This is a genomic window from Agrobacterium bohemicum (assembly GCF_002896715.1).
GTDB lineage: Bacteria > Pseudomonadota > Alphaproteobacteria > Rhizobiales > Rhizobiaceae > Agrobacterium > Agrobacterium bohemicum.
In genome coordinates this window covers 467,538-483,663 of the sequence record NZ_PGEL01000027.1, presented here as the reverse complement: position 1 = coordinate 483,663, position 16,126 = coordinate 467,538, and the positions used below count along the sequence as shown (strand labels likewise).

The window sequence follows — 16,126 nt, the reverse complement described above, 5'->3', positions numbered from 1 at the left end:
CATGGAATTGAACGTCAAAACCCTCGAGGGAAAAGACGCCGGCACGGTATCCCTGTCGGACGAAATTTTCGGCCTCGACCCACGCCAGGATATCCTGGCACGCATGGTTCGTTACCAGCTCGCCAAGAAGCAGCAGGGAACGCACAAATCCAAGAACCGTTCGGAAGTTTCCCGCACGGGTGCAAAGATGTACAAGCAGAAGGGTACGGGCCGCGCTCGTCACCACTCGGCTCGCGCACCGCAGTTCCGCGGCGGCGGCAAGGCCCACGGCCCAGTCGTTCGTAGCCACGCTCATGACCTTCCAAAGAAGGTTCGCGCGCTTGCTCTCCGTCACGCTTTGTCTGCCAAGATGAAGTCCGAAGAACTGATCATCGTCGATCAGCTCGTTGCGACCGATGCAAAGACAAAGGGACTGCTTGGCCACTTCGCAACGCTTGGCCTGACCAACGCTCTCGTTATCGGCGGCGCAGAACTTGATGGCAACTTCAAGCTCGCAGCTCAGAACATCCCTAACGTGGACGTTCTGCCGATCCAGGGCATCAATGTTTACGACATACTGCGTCGCGGCAAGCTCGTGCTTTCCAAGGCTGCGGTTGAAGCCCTCGAGGAGCGGTTCAAATGACGGATCTTCGCCACTACGATGTGATCGTATCTCCTTCGATCACGGAAAAGTCGACGCTGGTCTCTGAACAGAACCAGGTCGTATTCAACGTCGCCAAAGACGCTTCGAAGCCTGAAATCAAGGCTGCAGTCGAAGCACTCTTCGGCGTCAAGGTCACGGCAGTGAACACGCTTATCCGCAAGGGTAAGACTCGTCGTTTCCGTGGATTCGCTGGTAAGCGTAAGGATGTCAAAAANGCCATCATCACGCTGGCCGAAGGTCAATCCATAGACGTGTCCACCGGACTCTAAAAGGTTAGGCCCAAGCGGGCAAAGACCCAAANGGGAACAAATAAAATGGCATTGAAAAGTTTCAATCCGACCACGCCAAGCCAGCGTCAGCTGGTTATCGTGNACCGGTCTTCGCTCTACAAGGGCAAGCCGGTAAAGGCTCTTACAGAGGGCCTCAGCTCGAAGGGTGGCCGTAACAATCAGGGCCGGATCACCGTTCGTTTTCAGGGCGGCGGTCACAAGCGGACCTACCGTCTGGTAGACTTCAAGCGTCGTAAGTTCGACGTTGAAGGTACGGTCGAGCGTCTGGAATATGACCCTAACCGCACCGCATTCATCGCGCTCGTGACATACACGGACGGCCAACAGGCTTACATTCTCGCGCCACAGCGTCTCGCTGCCGGTGACAAGGTGATCGCCTCCGAAANGCAGGTGGACGTGAAGCCAGGCAATACAATGCCTCTTCAGTACATCCCAGTCGGATCGATCATCCACAACGTCGAGATGAAGCCAGGCAAGGGCGGTCAAATCGCTCGCTCCGCCGGTACGTATGTTCAGCTCGTTGGTCGCGATGCAGGGATGGCGATCCTTCGCTTGAACTCCGGTGAGCAGCGTCTGGTGCATGGTTCTTGCCTTGCATCGATCGGTGCTGTCTCGAATGCCGATCATGGCAACATCAACGACGGCAAAGCCGGTCGTTCACGCTGGCGCGGCAAGAAGCCTCACGTTCGCGGTGTCGTGATGAACCCTGTCGATCACCCTCATGGTGGTGGTGAAGGTCGTACGTCTGGTGGTCGCCATCCGGTGACTCCGTGGGGTAAACCCACAAAGGGCAAGCGGACTCGCTCCAACAAGTCGACCGACAAGTTCATCATGCGTTCGCGCCATCAGCGCAAGAAGTAAGAGAGGAACTCTCAAATGGCTCGTTCAGTATGGAAAGGTCCGTTTGTTGACGGTTATCTTCTCACTAAGGCTGAGAAGGTACGCGAAGGCGGACGCAGTGAAGTGATCAAGATCTGGAGCCGTCGCTCCACGATCCTGCCTCAGTTCGTTGGTCTGACATTCGGCGTCTACAACGGCAGCAAGCATGTACCCGTCTCTGTCAACGAAGACATGGTCGGTCACAAGTTCGGTGAATTCTCTCCGACCCGGACCTATTACGGTCATGGTGCGGACAAGAAGGCAAAGAGGAAGTAATCATGGCGAAGGCTAAGACCGAACGCCGGCTGAAGGACAATGAGGCTCAGGCCATTGCCCGTACGCTTCGCGTCAGCCCCCAGAAACTTAACCTAGTTGCCGCTCTTATCCGTGGTAAAAAGGTCGATCGCGCTCTCGCCGAGCTCGAATTTTCCCGCAAGCGTATTGCTGCCACCGTCAAGAAGACGCTGGAATCGGCAATTGCAAACGCGGAAAACAACCATGATCTCGACGTCGACGCTCTCGTCGTCGCCGAGGCCTATGTTGGCAAGTCCATCACCATGAAGCGTTTCCACGCTCGTGGCCGTGGTCGTGCATCGCGCATCGAAAAGCCGTTCTCTCACCTCACGATCGTCGTTCGTGAAGTGGAAGAAAANGGGGAGGCCGCATAATGGGTCAGAAAATCAATCCAATCGGCTTCCGCCTCGGTATCAACCGCACTTGGGATAGCCGCTGGTATGCAGACACTGCCGAATACGGCAAGCTTCTGCACGAAGACCTGAAAATCCGTGCTTACCTGATCAAGGAATTGAAGCAGGCTGGTATCGCCAAGGTTGTCATCGAACGTCCGCACAAGAAGTGCCGCGTGACCATCCACTCGGCTCGTCCGGGTCTGATCATCGGCAAAANGGGTGCAGACATCGAAAAGCTTCGCAAGAAGATTTCCGAGATGACTGCTTCTGAAACGCACCTCAACATCGTTGAAGTGCGCAAGCCGGAAATCGACGCAACACTCGTTGCACAGTCGATTGCTCAGCAGCTCGAACGTCGTGTGGCTTTCCGCCGCGCCATGAAGCGCGCTGTTCAGTCCGCACTGCGTCTGGGTGCCGAAGGCATCAAGATCACTTGCGGTGGTCGTCTTGGCGGCGCTGAAATCGCTCGTACCGAATGGTACCGCGAAGGTCGCGTTCCTTTGCACACGCTGCGTGCAGACATCGACTACGGTGTAGCAGAAGCTACAACGGCGTTCGGTATTTGCGGCATCAAGGTCTGGATCTTCAAGGGCGAAATCCTTGAGCACGATCCGATGGCTTCTGAACGTCGTGGTCTAGAAGGCGATGCACAGGGCCCTGCAAGCCGTGAGCAGCGCGGTGATCGTGGCGACCGTCGCCGCGAAAACGCTTGATTGACGCTGGCGAAAGATAAGCTCGGAGAAGTTAGAAAATGTTGCAGCCAAAGCGTACTAAGTACCGTAAGCAGTTTAAGGGTCGCATCAAGGGTGTGGCCAAGGGCGGCTTTGACCTGGCATTCGGTGAATTCGGCTTGAAGTCGCAGGAACCGAACCGCGTTAACGCGCGCGAGATCGAGGCGGCCCGCCGCGCGATCACGCGTTACATGAAGCGCGCTGGTCGTGTGTGGATCCGCGTATTCCCAGACACTCCGGTTACGGCGAAGCCGACCGAAGTTCGTATGGGTAAGGGCAAGGGTTCTGTTGAATACTGGGCATGCAAGGTCAAGCCCGGTCGTATGATGTTCGAGATCGACGGTGTTTCCGAGGAGATCGCCCGCGAGGCGCTTCGTCTCGGCGCTGCCAAGCTCTCGGTTAAGACGCGCTTCGTTCAGCGCATCGCAGAGTAAGGAGCAGGCACCATGAAAGCCGAAGACGTTCGCGGCCTCAGCGCCGATCAGCTCAAGGACAAGCTTGCCGACCTGAAGAAGGAGCAGTTCAACCTGCGCTTTCAGAAGGCAACCGGCCAGCTGGAAAAGTCCTCGCGCATCGACGAAGTCCGCAAGGACATCGCCCGCGTGAAAACCATTGCCCGCCAGAAGGCGGCAGAAGCCAAGGCCTAAAGGAAGAATAATATGCCTAAACGCATTCTGCAGGGCGTCGTTGTGTCCGACAAGAACGAGAAGACTGTCGTAGTTCGTGTTGAGCGTCGATTCGCTCACCCGCTTCTTCAGAAGACCGTTCGTCGCTCGAAAAANTACAAGGCGCACGACGAAAACAATCAATACAAGATCGGCGATACCGTTTCCATCGAGGAATGCGCGCCTATCTCCAAGGACAAGCGCTGGACGGTTATCTCCGCCCAGGCTTAATTTCGACAGAAATTCGCGCGGCGCCTTGCTATATGCGCGAAAGTCTGTATGAAGCAGCGCAAGGACGCTCGTTCACGGGCGTTCTTTTGCTTTGATGCGCACGGAAGGTCCGTTAGGAAACCACCCTGTCACGTTTATTCCGCGCGAAAACAGAGACATTTCATAAGCTGGAACAGGGGGCCGTTTTTGCCCAACCGGTCCGGTAACAACAAGAAGGCGACCTGACATGATTCAGATGCAAACAAACCTCGACGTGGCGGATAATTCCGGCGCACGTCGTGTCATGTGCATCAAGGTGCTGGGCGGCTCGAAGCGTAAGTATGCTTCCGTTGGCGACATTATTGTCGTTTCGATCAAGGAAGCAATTCCGCGCGGCCGCGTTAAAAAGGGCGACGTGATGAAGGCGGTTGTTGTGCGTACCGCTAAGGACATCCGCCGCGCTGATGGCAGCGTCATCCGTTTCGATAACAACGCAGCTGTTCTTATCGATAACAAGAAAGAGCCGATCGGCACCCGTATCTTCGGACCGGTTCCGCGCGAACTTCGCGCCAAGAACCATATGAAGATCATCTCGCTGGCTCCAGAAGTACTGTAAGGAGCGATAGCGATGCAGAAAATTCGTAAAGGCGACAAGGTTGTCGTATTGACCGGTAAGGACAAGGGCCGTACCGGCGAAGTAACACAGGTCTTGCCGAAAGAAGACCGGGCTTTTGTGAGTGGCGTAAACATGGTGAAACGTCACCAGCGCCAGACCCAGGGCCAGGAAGCCGGCATCATCAACAAGGAAGCTTCCTTGCACATCTCCAACCTCGCTATCGCTGATAAAGATGGCAAGCCAACTCGCGTTGGTTTCCAGGTTGTAGACGGCAAGAAAGTCCGCGTTGCCAAGCGTTCGGGAGAAGTGATCGATGGCTGAGTCCAAGTACGAGCCGCGTCTCAAGGTTGAATACGTTTCCCGTATTCGCGGCGCAATGCAGGAGAAGTTCTCCTACTCAAACGTAATGATGATCCCCAAGCTGGATAAGATCGTCATCAACATGGGTGTTGGCGAAGCTACTGCCGATTCGAAGAAGCCAACAGTCGCCGCTGGCGATCTGGCTGCTATCGCCGGTCAGAAGCCAGTCATCACCAAGGCTCGCAATTCTATCGCGGGCTTCAAGGTTCGCGAACACATGCCAATCGGCGCGAAGGTTACTCTTCGTGGCGCACGCATGTACGAATTCCTTGACCGTCTGATCAACATCGCGCTTCCGCGCGTTCGCGACTTTCGCGGGTTGAACCCGAAGAGCTTTGACGGCCGTGGCAACTTCGCCATGGGCATCAAGGAACACATTGTGTTCCCAGAAATCAACTACGACAAGGTTGATCAGATGTGGGGCATGGACATCATCGTTTGCACGACGGCGACTTCGGACGACGAAGCTCGGGCTCTTTNGACAGAGTTCAACTTCCCGTTCCGTCAATAACCGTAACGACGAGCGTAGAAAAGGAACTACGATATGGCGAAAACAAGCGCAGTTGAAAAGAACAAGCGCCGCCGCAAGACGGTTGCCTCGCAGGCCGGCAAGCGTGCCGCCCTTAAGGCAGTCGTTATGAACCAGTCCCTTCCGATCGAAGAGCGGTTCCAGGCAACTCTGAAGCTCGCTTCGCTGCCGCGTGACGGCTCGAAGACGCGTGTCCGCAACCGCTGCGAAGTAACGGGCCGTCCGCGCGCGTTCTACCGCAAACTCGGAATGTCGCGTATTGCGCTTCGTGAGTTGGGCAATTCCGGCAAGGTGCCGGGTATTGTCAAGTCGAGCTGGTAAGGAGACGGGCACATGACAATGACTGATCCTTNGGGTGATATGCTCACCCGCATCCGCAATGGTGCAGCCCGTCGCAAGTCTTCGGTGAACACACCTGCTTCCAGCCTTCGTGCACGCGTTCTCGACGTGCTTCAGGCTGAAGGCTACATTCGCGGTTATTCCAAGGTTGATTTCGAGAACGGCAAGTCCGAACTCACGATCGAGCTGAAGTACTACGAAGGCGCGTCCGTGATCCGTGAAATCGGTCGCGTTTCCAAGCCGGGCCGCCGGGTTTATGTCTCGGTGAAGTCCATCCCGCAGGTTGCGAATGGTCTTGGCATCACAATCCTTTCGACTCCGAAGGGTGTGATGGCTGATCACCAGGCTCGTGAACAGAACGTTGGTGGCGAGGTTCTTTGCTCGGTCTTCTAAGACTGAGCAGGGATCTCCTTAACGGACAGACAGGATAGAAATATGTCTCGTATCGGTAAAAAGCCCGTTCAGGTTCCTGCAGGTGTGACGGCCAATGTCGACGGCCAGAAGATTACTGCCAAGGGTCCTAAGGGCGAACTGTTCTTCGTTGCAAACGACGAAATTCAGGTCAAGCTGGAAGATAACGCTGTTTCGGTACAGCCAGCCAACAACACCAAGGAAGCTCGTTCCAAGTGGGGCATGTCCCGCACGATGGTCGAGAACATCTTCAAGGGTGTCAAGGACGGCTACGAGCGCAAGCTCGAAATCAACGGCGTCGGTTATCGTGCGTCCTTGCAGGGCAAGAACCTGCAATTGGCTCTCGGTTTCTCTCACGATGTAGTTTACGAACCTCCGGTCGGCATCACTATCGCCGTTCCGAAGCCGACTGAAATCATCGTTTCCGGCATCAATAAGCAGCAGGTCGGTCAGGTTGCCGCGGAAATCCGCGAATACCGTGGTCCCGAGCCCTACAAGGGCAAAGGCGTCAAGTACGCTGAAGAACGGATCATCCGCAAAGAAGGCAAGAAGAAGTAAGGATCAAGCGAAATGGCTAGCAGGAAAGAAGCACTTGCACGTCGCGCCAACCGCGTGCGCCGCCAGATCAAGGCGGTTGCTAACGGTCGCCCGCGCCTGTCGGTTCATCGCTCGTCGAAGAACATCTACGTTCAGGTCATCGATGACGTGGCCGGCAAGACGCTTGCGTCTGCCTCCACACTCGATGCTGGTCTGCGTTCGTCGCTGAAGACGGGTGCGGACGTTGCAGCAGCTGCCGCTGTTGGCAAGCTCGTTGCAGAACGTGCCAGCAAGGCTGGTATCAAGGATGTCGTATTCGACCGCGGCGCCTTCATTTACCACGGCCGTATCAAGGCTGTGGCTGAAGCTGCCCGCGAAGGCGGTCTGAACTTTTAAGACTTTTCCGCCCGGGCAACGTTCCGGGCGGATTTCACCGGATCATCAGGACTTCAGCAATGAAGCCGGTGGTCCATTATTGTTTGCCGTTCCACCCGCAAAAGAAAAAGGAAAAGGACAATGGCACAGGAAAAANGAGGTTCTCGCGACGACCGCCAGAACCGCGAAGAGCGCGATAGCGAATTCGTCGACAAGCTGGTTGCTATCAACCGCGTCGCCAAAGTTGTTAAGGGCGGCCGTCGTTTCGGTTTTGCTGCTCTCGTCGTCGTTGGTGACCAGAAGGGCCGCGTTGGCTTTGGTCACGGCAAGGCTCGTGAAGTTCCAGAAGCGATCCGCAAGGCTACCGAAAGCGCAAAGCGCGATCTGATCTTCGTGCCTCTGCGCGATGGTCGTACGCTGCATCATGATGTTAACGGTCGTCACGGCGCTGGTAGGGTTCTGCTACGTTCTGCAAAGGCTGGTACCGGTATCATCGCCGGCGGTCCAATGCGCGCTGTTTTCGAAACGCTCGGCGTTCATGACGTTGTCGCCAAGTCGACCGGTTCCTCGAACCCATACAACATGGTTCGTGCGACGTTCGACGCCTTGAAGCACCAGGTTCATCCTAAGGACGTTGCTGCACAGCGCGGTCTTAAGTATGCGACCCTTCAGTCCCGCCGCGCCGCTTCCGGCAACGCTGCTGAAGAATAAGGAGCAGTATCATGGCCAAGAAGACTACTGAAGCCAAGACGACTGTTACGGTCGAACAGATCGGCAGCCCAATTCGCCGCCCTGCAGTTCAGCGCCAGACGCTGATCGGCCTGGGTCTCAACAAGATGCACCGTCAGCGCACTCTGGAAGATACTCCAGCTGTTCGTGGCATGATCCGTGCTGTCCAGCATCTCGTTCGCGTCGTAGACGAGAAGTGAGACGGAGGAAGTCATCATGAAACTCAATGAAATTAAAGACAACGAAGGTTCCACCAAGGATCGCATCCGCGTAGGTCGCGGCATCGGTTCTGGCAAGGGCAAGACCGGTGGTCGCGGCGTCAAGGGTCAGAAGGCTCGTTCGGGCGTTGCAGTCAACGGTTTCGAAGGCGGCCAGATGCCAATCTACCGTCGTTTGCCTAAGCGTGGCTTCACCAACATTTTCGCTTCGGAATATGCTGAAGTGTCCGTTGGTCGCGTTCAGACTGCTATCGATGCAGGCAAGCTCGACGCCAACGCAACGATTGATGCTGCTGCTCTCAAGGCTGCTGGCGTTATTCGTCGCCTCAAGGACGGCGTTCGTATTCTTGCCGACGGCGAGCTGACGACGAAGGTTTCCTTCGAAGTTGCCGGCGCTTCCAAGTCTGCTGTTGAAAAGATCGAGAAGGCTGGTAGCTCTATCAAGCTTCTGGTTGTTGCAGCGGAAGCTGCAGAGTAATATAAGACTTCGAACGCCCGGGGTGCTTCATTCCGGNCGTTCGCACTCATAGTTGCGTAAGTCTTTGAATCTTAATCGATTAAAAGCTTATGCGGAAACTCTCAAGCGGCGCGAGAGCGAAGCGGGGAGAGCCTCACGGTTCTTAGGTGTTCGAATGAACGCTGACAGGACCAACGAAAACAAGGGTGAGGCATGATTTCGGCTTGATAGCTGGCATCCGTCCGAAGCCCGGTTTTTAAACCAGTATCTTTNAGACCTTTTCCGGAATTGCCGGTTTCCGTGCCGCTGGACAAGGGTCATGCGGAGAAATTTATGGCTTCAGCAGCGGAACAACTGGCCTCAAACCTGAATTTTTCGACCTTCGCTAAAGCCGAAGATCTGAAAAAGCGCCTCTGGTTTACCCTTGCCGCACTTCTCGTTTACCGTCTCGGTACGCATATTCCGCTTCCCGGTCTGAACCCGGAAGCCTATGCTCAGGCTTTCCAAGGCCAGGCCAACGGTATTCTCGGTCTCTTCAACATGTTTGCGGGCGNCGCTGTAGAGCGCATGGCGATTTTCGCGCTCGGCATCATGCCTTACATTTCCGCATCGATTATCGTGCAACTGATGACCTCGGTCGTACCTTCGCTCGAAGCCTTGAAAAAGGAAGGTGAGGCGGGCCGCAAGATCATCAATCAGTACACCCGCTACGGCACGGTGTTGCTCGGTACGCTTCAGGCCTATGGCATTGCCGTTGGTCTTGAAAGCGGTGCAGGGCTCGTCGTCGATCCTGGCTTGTTCTTCCGTATTTCCACAGTCATCACGCTGCTTGGCGGCACGATGTTCCTGATGTGGCTGGGTGAACAGATTACCTCGCGTGGTATCGGCAACGGTATTTCGCTGATCATTTNCGCTGGTATCGCAGCTGGGCTACCTAAGGCTCTGGCTGGAACATTGGAACTCGGTCGTACCGGCGCGTTGTCCACTGCTCTTATTCTGACCGTAGTCCTCGTCGCCATCGGTGTAATTGCACTGATCGTGTTCGTGGAGCGTGCGCAGCGTCGTCTGTTGATCCAGTATCCGAAGCGCCAGGTCGGCAACCGGATGTTCCAGGGGGATACGTCGCATCTTCCGCTGAAGCTGAACACGGCTGGCGTCATTCCTGCGATCTTCGCATCTTCGCTGCTGCTGCTGCCTGMGACTGCCGCTGGCTTTACCAACAGCACGAACCTGCCACCGTGGGCGACAGCTATCATCGCTTCGTTGCAGCACGGTCAGCCTCTCTTCATGTTGTTCTACGGCATGTTGATCGCTTTCTTTGCGTTCTTCTACACCGCGATTGTTTTCAATCCGAAGGACACGGCCGATAATCTGAAAAAGCATGGCGGGTTTATTCCCGGCATTCGTCCAGGCGAACGTACGGCTGAATATATCGATTATGTGTTGACCCGCATAACCGTGATCGGCGCGATCTATCTCGTGTTCGTCTGTATTCTTCCCGAAACGCTTATCGCTCGGACAGGTATCCCATTAGCCCTTGGTGGTACTTCGCTTTTGATCGTAGTCAGTGTAACCCTTGATACTGTGGCACAGATTCAGGGTCACCTGATCGCCCAGCAGTATGAGGGTCTGATCAAGAAATCGAAACTGCGTGGAGGAAAGAGGGGACGATGAGACTGATATTTTTGGGACCGCCAGGAGCAGGCAAGGGGACACAGGCCAAGCGCTTGACGGACAAGTATGGGATACCCCAGCTGTCCACTGGCGATATGCTTCGTGCGGCTGTCAATGACGGCTCTGAGATCGGCAAGCGCGCCAAGGAGGTAATGGACGCTGGTGGTCTCGTATCGGACGATATCGTCAACCAGATCGTATCTGAGCGTATTGAACAGCCAGACTGTGAGAAGGGGTTTATTCTTGATGGATACCCTCGCACGGTTCCGCAGGCTAAAGTGCTTGGCGAAAATCTGCGCGCGAAGAACCTCGTCCTGGATGCCGTTATCGAACTGAAGGTAGACGAAGAAGCGCTTGTGCGGCGAATCGAAAACCGCGTTGCCGAAACGGTTGCTGCCGGTGGAACGGTTCGCTCTGATGACAATCCCGAATCGTTTCGCAAGCGCCTTTCCGAATACCGCGAAAAGACGGCTCCTCTGTCTAAGCACTACGAGGAACAGGGCGAGTTGGTCGTGCTTGATGGCATGGCCCACGTCGATCAGGTGACCACGGCTATCGAAGCTGTGCTGGAAAAAGCACCCGGCGCTGAGGCATCTGTCGCACGCTAATAAAGAATCTTGACGGGGCAGGTTGCTTTTTTGAACCGATTCCGTTAAACCGCGCCAACTCGCGACATCCCAAGCGACTGGCGCGGATTTTCCTCAAGGGAAGGAAAGTCCGGGTTCAGTCGTTTTGACTTGTGACGAACACGAATTTTGAACTGGCGGCAGAAGAGTGCCGCTCAAATGAAAGCACCACTTGCCGGATGGCAACTGGAACGCAAGGAGAATAGACGTGGCACGTATCGCTGGCGTCAACATCCCGACGGCTAAGCGCGTTGTTATCGCCTTGACCTATATTCACGGGATTGGCACGAAATTCGCGCAAGAAATCGTAGCAAAGGTCGGTATTCCGGCTGAAAAGCGCGTTCATCAGCTGACGGATGCAGAAGTCCTTCAGATCCGCGAAGCAATCGACCGCGATTATCGCGTCGAGGGTGATCTTCGTCGTGAAACTTCGATGAACATCAAGCGTCTTATGGACCTCGGTTGCTACCGTGGTCTGCGTCACCGTCGCGGCTTGCCCGTACGCGGTCAGCGCACGCACACCAACGCTCGTACTCGCAAGGGTCCAGCGAAGGCGATCGCAGGTAAGAAGAAGTAATTTNCCGGTTCTCCGGAGAGGGGAGGCTGGTGCAAGCCGCACCAGCCTTTCTGAGTTTGGCGAGAGGCTTCGTGGAAGCCAATCGCCGGTGTAGCCGCTGGTGTTACGGCGGTGCAGAGATCAATGAAAGGTAGACCATGGCCAAGGAAGCCACTCGCGTTAAACGTCGCGAACGTAAGAACATCACGACGGGCGTTGCGCACGTTAACTCGACCTTCAACAACACGATGATCACCATCACCGACGCACAGGGCAATGCTATTGCCTGGTCGTCTGCTGGTGCCAAGGGCTTCAAGGGTTCGCGTAAGTCGACACCATTTGCTGCCCAGATCGCTGCTGAAGATGCCGCCAAGAAGGCTCAGGAACACGGCATGAAGACGTTGGAAGTTGAAGTTTGCGGTCCGGGTTCCGGTCGCGAATCTGCACTTCGCGCTCTCCAGGCTGCCGGTTTTATGATCACCTCGATCCGTGACGTTACGCCGATCCCACACAACGGTTGCCGTCCGCGCAAGAAGCGCCGCGTCTGACGCGACCGTATCTTGAGAATTCCGCCTTTCCCTCGGTCTGGCGGAATTTTCGCGTATGTGGCGTTTGGCCTGCCGGCGTAGCCGGTTTTCCTACGCTTAGAACCCTCCGATGAACCATTGGTTCCTCTCGGTGATGATGCTCGGTCCGCCACGATTGGATGGTGGCGGCGAACGGAAGGTTTAAAGATGATTCAAAAGAATTGGCAGGAACTGATCAAGCCGAACAAGGTTGAGTTCACGTCTTCCAGCCGCACCAAGGTGACGCTGGTTGCTGAACCGCTGGAGCGCGGCTTTGGTCTGACGCTCGGTAATGCGCTTCGTCGCGTTCTGATGTCTTCTCTGCGTGGCGCTGCTGTAACAGCAGTGCAAATTGATGGCGTTCTGCACGAGTTCTCGTCCATTCCCGGCGTTCGGGAAGACGTGACAGACATCGTTCTGAACATCAAGGAAATCGCCATCAAGATGGATGGTGACGATTCCAAGCGCATGGTCGTGCGCAAGCAGGGTCCAGGTTCCGTTACCGCTGGTGATATTCAGACGGTTGGCGACATCGAAATCCTCAACCCCGACCACGTTATCTGCACGCTGGACGAAGGCGCTGAAATCCGCATGGAATTCACCGTCAACAACGGCAAGGGCTATGTGCCTGCAGAGCGTAACCGCGCAGAAGATGCACCAATCGGCCTTATTCCGGTGGACAGCCTTTATTCGCCGGTCAAGAAAGTGTCCTACAAGGTGGAAAACACCCGTGAAGGCCAGGTTCTCGACTACGACAAGCTGATCATGACGATCGATACGAATGGTTCGGTCTCCGGCGAAGACGCCGTTGCCTTCGCCGCTCGTATTCTTCAGGACCAGCTTGGTGTGTTCGTCAATTTCGACGAGCCGCAGAAGGAAGCAGAAGAAGAGTCTGTGACCGAACTGGCATTCAACCCGGCGCTTCTCAAGAAGGTCGACGAGTTGGAACTGTCCGTTCGTTCGGCAAACTGCCTGAAGAACGACAACATCGTTTATATCGGCGACCTCATTCAGAAGACGGAAGCCGAAATGCTTCGTACTCCGAACTTTGGCCGCAAGTCGCTGAACGAAATCAAGGAAGTTCTCGCTTCCATGGGTCTGCACCTCGGCATGGAAGTGCCCGCATGGCCGCCAGAGAACATCGAAGATCTCGCAAAGCGTTACGAAGACCAGTACTAAGCCGCGTTGAGGAAAGTCGCGTCAGCGGTTTTCCTCTCACCGGCTGGATCAACAAGAACCCAGATAAGAAGGCAGACCCGTTACAGACTGCCTTTCCCCGTCAAACAGCAGGCCCCGTGAAAAAGATTGGGTCGCCTGCATGTGCCAGGAAACGGCAGGCCCGGATAGGGAACCTGCATTAAAGGAGAATAGCAATGCGCCACGGAAATTCAGGCCGCAAGCTCAATAGAACCGCCAGCCACCGCAAGGCAATGTTTGCCAACATGGCTGCTTCGCTCATCACCCATGAGCAGATCGTAACGACACTGCCGAAGGCGAAGGAAATTCGCCCGATCGTAGAAAAGCTCGTAACTCTCGGCAAGCGCGGCGACCTGCACGCTCGTCGTCAGGCCGTGTCCCAGATCAAGGATCAGGACGCAGTTCGCAAGCTGTTCGATGCCATCGCTGAACGTTACGCCACCCGTAACGGCGGCTACCTGCGTATCATGAAGGCTGGCTACCGTCAGGGCGACAACGCTGCTATGGCCGTCGTTGAGTTCGTAGAGCGCGACGTAGACGCCAAGGGCGCAGCCGACAAGGCTCGCGTTGCTGCAGAAAACGCTGCTGCTGAAGCTGCATAAGGTCTGGCGCTTCTCAGCGCCAAGTACGAAAAAGCCGGGTGAACGATCACCCGGCTTTTTTGTTTTCAGTTCAAATTCGGTATTCAAAAATGCTATGCGAACCCGCAGATCATTTCTCGATCTGCTTTNCTCTGTAAATTTCACCGCGCCTTGCTTCCCTTCGCCATTGACGAGCCTTCTTGAGTGGAATGTCAAAAACGGGGTCGTTTCGATCAAGAGTGGCAAATGCTAACTCATTTCTCCGCTCGGTGGCACAGTGTGAAACGATCTTACCGTCTGGACCGATAATACTGGCTGGTCCCTCGCCAGCTGTCTGTGCAGGCGTCGCGCCGCTAATCCAAAGGCAATTGAATCCTGCGTGGGCCCGAAGCGCGATCTGGAAAAAGCTTCTGATACCATATGATGAAANCAAGATCGCATCGACGTTGAGGCGTTCATATTCCATGAAAAGTTCAGGGAAATGAACCTCAATGCAAGTGAGGCAACCGAATTTATAACTATCGACCTCAAAGGTAAAAGGCTCTGATCCCGGTGTGAACCAGCCTGAAAGCTCCGAGTTCGAGAGATAGCGTTTGTCGTATCGTCCCAACAATTCGCCCGTGTCGCTTAAGACATGTTGGCTGTTGAAGGGCGGATGTGAGGCGCCGAGCGGATGCGCGGAGCCTATCGATGCGAAAATTTTATGTTTTTTGCAAGTTCCCGCGATTGATTCGAGTTCAGCCGTATGGAGGCGCCAGTCTACATTGAGCCAATCTTCCGGTGCAGCGATCTGCCCTTTGGAATAACCTGATAACGAGCCCTCACAGAAGTTGACGAGGCGTGCACCTTCGTTTGCGGCCTGCGCTATCAAATCTCTTATCGTGCGCCNGTTTTCGGCGATATCCTTGCTCACGACGCTCTGTGCGGCGGCGATTATCATTGGAGATGCCTCCGTCACTCCGGCACCGAAATCCGGCTTTTAATATGCTTCAGATGCGACACAATCGTAAACGTCATGATGACGAGGAGGGACCACGAACTCCATTTGCCGATGTGGACCACGGACCACGCGCCTAGCTGGTTTGGATATTTCCAAATGCCGAAGAAGGTGGAGATGTTTTCTGCCAGCCAGACGAAAAATCCGATGAGGATAAATGAGAGCAGTAGTGGCATTTTTCTGTGGCGATCATAGGGGCGATAGATGACGGTGGCGCGGGCGTAGAGGCCGACGGCGCAGGCGGCGATGTACCAACGGTAATCCCCGATATAGTGATGGGTGAAGAAGTTGAGGTAGATGGCAAGGCCAATCAACGTTGCCATCCAGTAACTGGGATGGTGTTTGATGCGCACATCCAGCAGGCGCCAGGCCTGNATGATGTAACTGCCGACAGCGGCATACATAAAGCCGGAAAACAGTGGCACGCCGAGGACTTTGGTGTAGGCAAAGTCGGGATAGGACCATGACTGGATGCTGCTTGATGTTTTGAACACCTCGAGCGCAAAGCCGACGATGTGAAAGAGAAGGATAGCCTTTGCTTCGTCAAGCGTCTCCAGCTTGCTCCAGATCATGAAGAACTGGATCGCGAGCGCGATGACAAGCAGCACATCGTAACGCGGTAGGCCAAAAAGGCCGACACGTGGAACCAGAAAGATGGATATGAAAAACAGGCCTGCAAACATGCACGCTCTTGCTTCCTTGATGCCGAAATAAAGAAACTCGACGATGAAACGCTTTGCGCCTTCCAACTCGCCCCATGGCTGTTTATCGCACAGAAGAGCATCGAGTGACGACAGGCGGCTGGCGGGGTAGGCGGTTTCGGTCGTCACAGCCATAAATCCTTTTTGCTCGGCAGGATTGCATGTCTACACAAGACTGGAAATAAAGCGACATGATGATCAAAACGTCGCAGCCATTTTATCTCAGGTCGGTTGGCCTTTTAACCGCCGCCTGTCTCGTGATCTTGGCAGGACTAGCGCTGCGCGGATATGGTTACGCAGTCGGGTTATCATTCACCGTCGTGAAATATGGTGGGTCGTTGCTGTGGGGATCAATGGTCTATCTGCTTGTGGCAGCCTTGATGCCGCGTCACAAAAGACATCTGGTCACTGCCACCGCGGCTGCGTTTTCGATCATCGTCGAGCTTATCAGGCTTGTTCATTTNCCGGCACTTGATGCATTCAGAGCGACGACGGCTGGAGCGTTACTGCTCGGTCGTGTCTTTTAGCCGTGGAATATTACCTGCTATCT

General features: G+C 55.1%; 27 protein-coding genes and 1 pseudogene. 26 read left to right on the top strand and 2 right to left on the bottom strand.

Annotation, left to right across the window (positions count from 1 at the left end):
• Window position 1 precedes the first annotated feature (1 nt).
• From rplD to rplQ, 25 genes are all read left to right on the top strand, one after another.
• Entirely contained in the window at window positions 2-622 is a 621-nt protein-coding gene (rplD, locus tag CUC55_RS17845; protein WP_067643714.1) for a 50S ribosomal protein L4, read from the top strand.
• Entirely contained in the window at window positions 619-912 is a 294-nt protein-coding gene (locus CUC55_RS17840; protein WP_103088685.1) for a 50S ribosomal protein L23, read from the top strand. The genes rplD and CUC55_RS17840 overlap by 4 nt, the downstream gene beginning before the upstream one ends.
• A 45-nt stretch (window positions 913-957) precedes the next feature.
• Window positions 958-1,794 carry a 50S ribosomal protein L2 gene (gene rplB / locus CUC55_RS17835; RefSeq protein ID WP_103088684.1) on the top strand — a complete coding sequence of 279 codons (837 nt, stop codon included), beginning with the start codon at window positions 958-960 and terminating at the stop codon, window positions 1,792-1,794.
• 15 nt (window positions 1,795-1,809) lie between these two features.
• Complete coding sequence (rpsS, locus tag CUC55_RS17830; RefSeq protein ID WP_067643709.1) at window positions 1,810-2,088, top strand: 30S ribosomal protein S19; 279 nt, start codon at window positions 1,810-1,812, stop codon at window positions 2,086-2,088.
• Between the two features lie 2 nt (window positions 2,089-2,090).
• Window positions 2,091-2,480: a 50S ribosomal protein L22 gene (gene rplV / locus CUC55_RS17825; RefSeq protein ID WP_103088683.1), complete on the top strand. Its 390-nt coding sequence runs from the start codon at window positions 2,091-2,093 to the stop codon at window positions 2,478-2,480.
• A complete protein-coding gene (gene rpsC / locus CUC55_RS17820; protein WP_103088682.1) occupies window positions 2,480-3,214 on the top strand; it encodes a 30S ribosomal protein S3 in 735 nt (244 codons plus the stop codon). Before rplV ends, rpsC begins: the two co-directional genes overlap by 1 nt.
• A 38-nt stretch (window positions 3,215-3,252) precedes the next feature.
• Entirely contained in the window at window positions 3,253-3,666 is a 414-nt protein-coding gene (rplP, locus tag CUC55_RS17815) for a 50S ribosomal protein L16 (protein WP_042618528.1), read from the top strand.
• A gap of 12 nt (window positions 3,667-3,678) precedes the next feature.
• Window positions 3,679-3,879 carry a 50S ribosomal protein L29 gene (rpmC, locus tag CUC55_RS17810; protein WP_042618527.1) on the top strand — a complete coding sequence of 67 codons (201 nt, stop codon included), beginning with the start codon at window positions 3,679-3,681 and terminating at the stop codon, window positions 3,877-3,879.
• Window positions 3,880-3,891: 12 nt separating this feature from the next.
• Window positions 3,892-4,128, top strand: coding sequence for a 30S ribosomal protein S17 (rpsQ, locus tag CUC55_RS17805; protein ID WP_103088681.1), 237 nt, complete (start codon window positions 3,892-3,894; stop codon window positions 4,126-4,128).
• A 226-nt stretch (window positions 4,129-4,354) separates the two neighbouring features.
• Window positions 4,355-4,723, top strand: a complete 369-nt coding sequence (gene rplN / locus CUC55_RS17800) for a 50S ribosomal protein L14 (RefSeq protein ID WP_003495199.1) — start codon at window positions 4,355-4,357, stop codon at window positions 4,721-4,723.
• A 12-nt stretch (window positions 4,724-4,735) separates the two neighbouring features.
• Window positions 4,736-5,044, top strand: coding sequence for a 50S ribosomal protein L24 (gene rplX, locus CUC55_RS17795; RefSeq protein ID WP_045230770.1), 309 nt, complete (start codon window positions 4,736-4,738; stop codon window positions 5,042-5,044).
• Window positions 5,037-5,594: a 50S ribosomal protein L5 gene (gene rplE / locus CUC55_RS17790; RefSeq protein ID WP_103088680.1), complete on the top strand. Its 558-nt coding sequence runs from the start codon at window positions 5,037-5,039 to the stop codon at window positions 5,592-5,594. The genes rplX and rplE overlap by 8 nt, the downstream gene beginning before the upstream one ends.
• A gap of 33 nt (window positions 5,595-5,627) precedes the next feature.
• Window positions 5,628-5,933, top strand: coding sequence for a 30S ribosomal protein S14 (gene rpsN / locus CUC55_RS17785; RefSeq protein ID WP_067643693.1), 306 nt, complete (start codon window positions 5,628-5,630; stop codon window positions 5,931-5,933).
• Between the two features lie 12 nt (window positions 5,934-5,945).
• Window positions 5,946-6,344: a 30S ribosomal protein S8 gene (rpsH, locus tag CUC55_RS17780; RefSeq protein WP_103088679.1), complete on the top strand. Its 399-nt coding sequence runs from the start codon at window positions 5,946-5,948 to the stop codon at window positions 6,342-6,344.
• 42 nt (window positions 6,345-6,386) lie between these two features.
• Window positions 6,387-6,920: a 50S ribosomal protein L6 gene (gene rplF, locus CUC55_RS17775; RefSeq protein ID WP_067643690.1), complete on the top strand. Its 534-nt coding sequence runs from the start codon at window positions 6,387-6,389 to the stop codon at window positions 6,918-6,920.
• Window positions 6,921-6,932: 12 nt separating this feature from the next.
• Window positions 6,933-7,295 (top strand): 50S ribosomal protein L18, encoded by a 363-nt coding sequence (gene rplR / locus CUC55_RS17770; protein ID WP_067643688.1) that lies wholly within the window; start codon window positions 6,933-6,935, stop codon window positions 7,293-7,295.
• Between the two features lie 120 nt (window positions 7,296-7,415).
• On the top strand, window positions 7,416-7,985 hold the full coding sequence (gene rpsE / locus CUC55_RS17765; RefSeq protein WP_103088678.1) for a 30S ribosomal protein S5: 570 nt from the start codon (window positions 7,416-7,418) through the stop codon (window positions 7,983-7,985).
• Between the two features lie 11 nt (window positions 7,986-7,996).
• Entirely contained in the window at window positions 7,997-8,203 is a 207-nt protein-coding gene (rpmD, locus tag CUC55_RS17760; protein ID WP_045230765.1) for a 50S ribosomal protein L30, read from the top strand.
• Between the two features lie 16 nt (window positions 8,204-8,219).
• Window positions 8,220-8,699 (top strand): 50S ribosomal protein L15, encoded by a 480-nt coding sequence (gene rplO / locus CUC55_RS17755; protein WP_067643681.1) that lies wholly within the window; start codon window positions 8,220-8,222, stop codon window positions 8,697-8,699.
• Between the two features lie 312 nt (window positions 8,700-9,011).
• Window positions 9,012-10,352 (top strand): preprotein translocase subunit SecY, encoded by a 1,341-nt coding sequence (secY, locus tag CUC55_RS17750; protein ID WP_103088677.1) that lies wholly within the window; start codon window positions 9,012-9,014, stop codon window positions 10,350-10,352.
• Window positions 10,349-10,960 carry an adenylate kinase gene (locus CUC55_RS17745; protein ID WP_067643677.1) on the top strand — a complete coding sequence of 204 codons (612 nt, stop codon included), beginning with the start codon at window positions 10,349-10,351 and terminating at the stop codon, window positions 10,958-10,960. Before secY ends, CUC55_RS17745 begins: the two co-directional genes overlap by 4 nt.
• 226 nt (window positions 10,961-11,186) lie before the next feature.
• Entirely contained in the window at window positions 11,187-11,555 is a 369-nt protein-coding gene (rpsM, locus tag CUC55_RS17740) for a 30S ribosomal protein S13 (protein WP_067643674.1), read from the top strand.
• Between the two features lie 137 nt (window positions 11,556-11,692).
• Window positions 11,693-12,082 carry a 30S ribosomal protein S11 gene (rpsK, locus tag CUC55_RS17735; protein ID WP_042618513.1) on the top strand — a complete coding sequence of 130 codons (390 nt, stop codon included), beginning with the start codon at window positions 11,693-11,695 and terminating at the stop codon, window positions 12,080-12,082.
• A gap of 186 nt (window positions 12,083-12,268) precedes the next feature.
• Window positions 12,269-13,279: a DNA-directed RNA polymerase subunit alpha gene (locus tag CUC55_RS17730; RefSeq protein ID WP_067643671.1), complete on the top strand. Its 1,011-nt coding sequence runs from the start codon at window positions 12,269-12,271 to the stop codon at window positions 13,277-13,279.
• A 194-nt stretch (window positions 13,280-13,473) separates the two neighbouring features.
• Window positions 13,474-13,899, top strand: coding sequence for a 50S ribosomal protein L17 (gene rplQ, locus CUC55_RS17725; RefSeq protein ID WP_042618511.1), 426 nt, complete (start codon window positions 13,474-13,476; stop codon window positions 13,897-13,899).
• 109 nt (window positions 13,900-14,008) lie between these two features.
• On the opposite strand, the gene CUC55_RS17720 is transcribed toward rplQ, so the two are convergent.
• Together CUC55_RS17720 and CUC55_RS17715 are read right to left on the bottom strand one after the other, a co-directional pair.
• A complete protein-coding gene (locus tag CUC55_RS17720; protein ID WP_103088676.1) occupies window positions 14,009-14,818 on the bottom strand; it encodes a carbon-nitrogen hydrolase family protein in 810 nt (269 codons plus the stop codon).
• A 14-nt stretch (window positions 14,819-14,832) separates the two neighbouring features.
• The gene (locus CUC55_RS17715; RefSeq protein WP_425352863.1) at window positions 14,833-15,711 is read right to left on the bottom strand and encodes a DUF817 domain-containing protein; all 879 of its coding nucleotides are present in this window, start codon (window positions 15,709-15,711) and stop codon (window positions 14,833-14,835) included.
• Between the two features lie 59 nt (window positions 15,712-15,770).
• On the opposite strand from CUC55_RS17715, the pseudogene CUC55_RS17710 reads away from it, so the two are divergent.
• Window positions 15,771-16,100: pseudogene (locus tag CUC55_RS17710) on the top strand (ribosomal maturation YjgA family protein); the annotation flags it as partial.
• Window positions 16,101-16,126 lie beyond the last annotated feature (26 nt).

Coding starts and splice junctions, on each gene's coding strand:
- rplD (WP_067643714.1), top strand. CDS start 2: ATGGAATTGAACGTCAAAACCCTCGAGGGAAAAGACGCCGGCACGGTA.
- rpsS (WP_067643709.1), top strand. CDS start 1,810: ATGGCTCGTTCAGTATGGAAAGGTCCGTTTGTTGACGGTTATCTTCTC.
- rplP (WP_042618528.1), top strand. CDS start 3,253: ATGTTGCAGCCAAAGCGTACTAAGTACCGTAAGCAGTTTAAGGGTCGC.
- rpmC (WP_042618527.1), top strand. CDS start 3,679: ATGAAAGCCGAAGACGTTCGCGGCCTCAGCGCCGATCAGCTCAAGGAC.
- rplN (WP_003495199.1), top strand. CDS start 4,355: ATGATTCAGATGCAAACAAACCTCGACGTGGCGGATAATTCCGGCGCA.
- rplX (WP_045230770.1), top strand. CDS start 4,736: ATGCAGAAAATTCGTAAAGGCGACAAGGTTGTCGTATTGACCGGTAAG.
- rpsN (WP_067643693.1), top strand. CDS start 5,628: ATGGCGAAAACAAGCGCAGTTGAAAAGAACAAGCGCCGCCGCAAGACG.
- rplF (WP_067643690.1), top strand. CDS start 6,387: ATGTCTCGTATCGGTAAAAAGCCCGTTCAGGTTCCTGCAGGTGTGACG.
- rplR (WP_067643688.1), top strand. CDS start 6,933: ATGGCTAGCAGGAAAGAAGCACTTGCACGTCGCGCCAACCGCGTGCGC.
- rpmD (WP_045230765.1), top strand. CDS start 7,997: ATGGCCAAGAAGACTACTGAAGCCAAGACGACTGTTACGGTCGAACAG.
- rplO (WP_067643681.1), top strand. CDS start 8,220: ATGAAACTCAATGAAATTAAAGACAACGAAGGTTCCACCAAGGATCGC.
- CUC55_RS17745 (WP_067643677.1), top strand. CDS start 10,349: ATGAGACTGATATTTTTGGGACCGCCAGGAGCAGGCAAGGGGACACAG.
- rpsK (WP_042618513.1), top strand. CDS start 11,693: ATGGCCAAGGAAGCCACTCGCGTTAAACGTCGCGAACGTAAGAACATC.
- CUC55_RS17730 (WP_067643671.1), top strand. CDS start 12,269: ATGATTCAAAAGAATTGGCAGGAACTGATCAAGCCGAACAAGGTTGAG.
- rplQ (WP_042618511.1), top strand. CDS start 13,474: ATGCGCCACGGAAATTCAGGCCGCAAGCTCAATAGAACCGCCAGCCAC.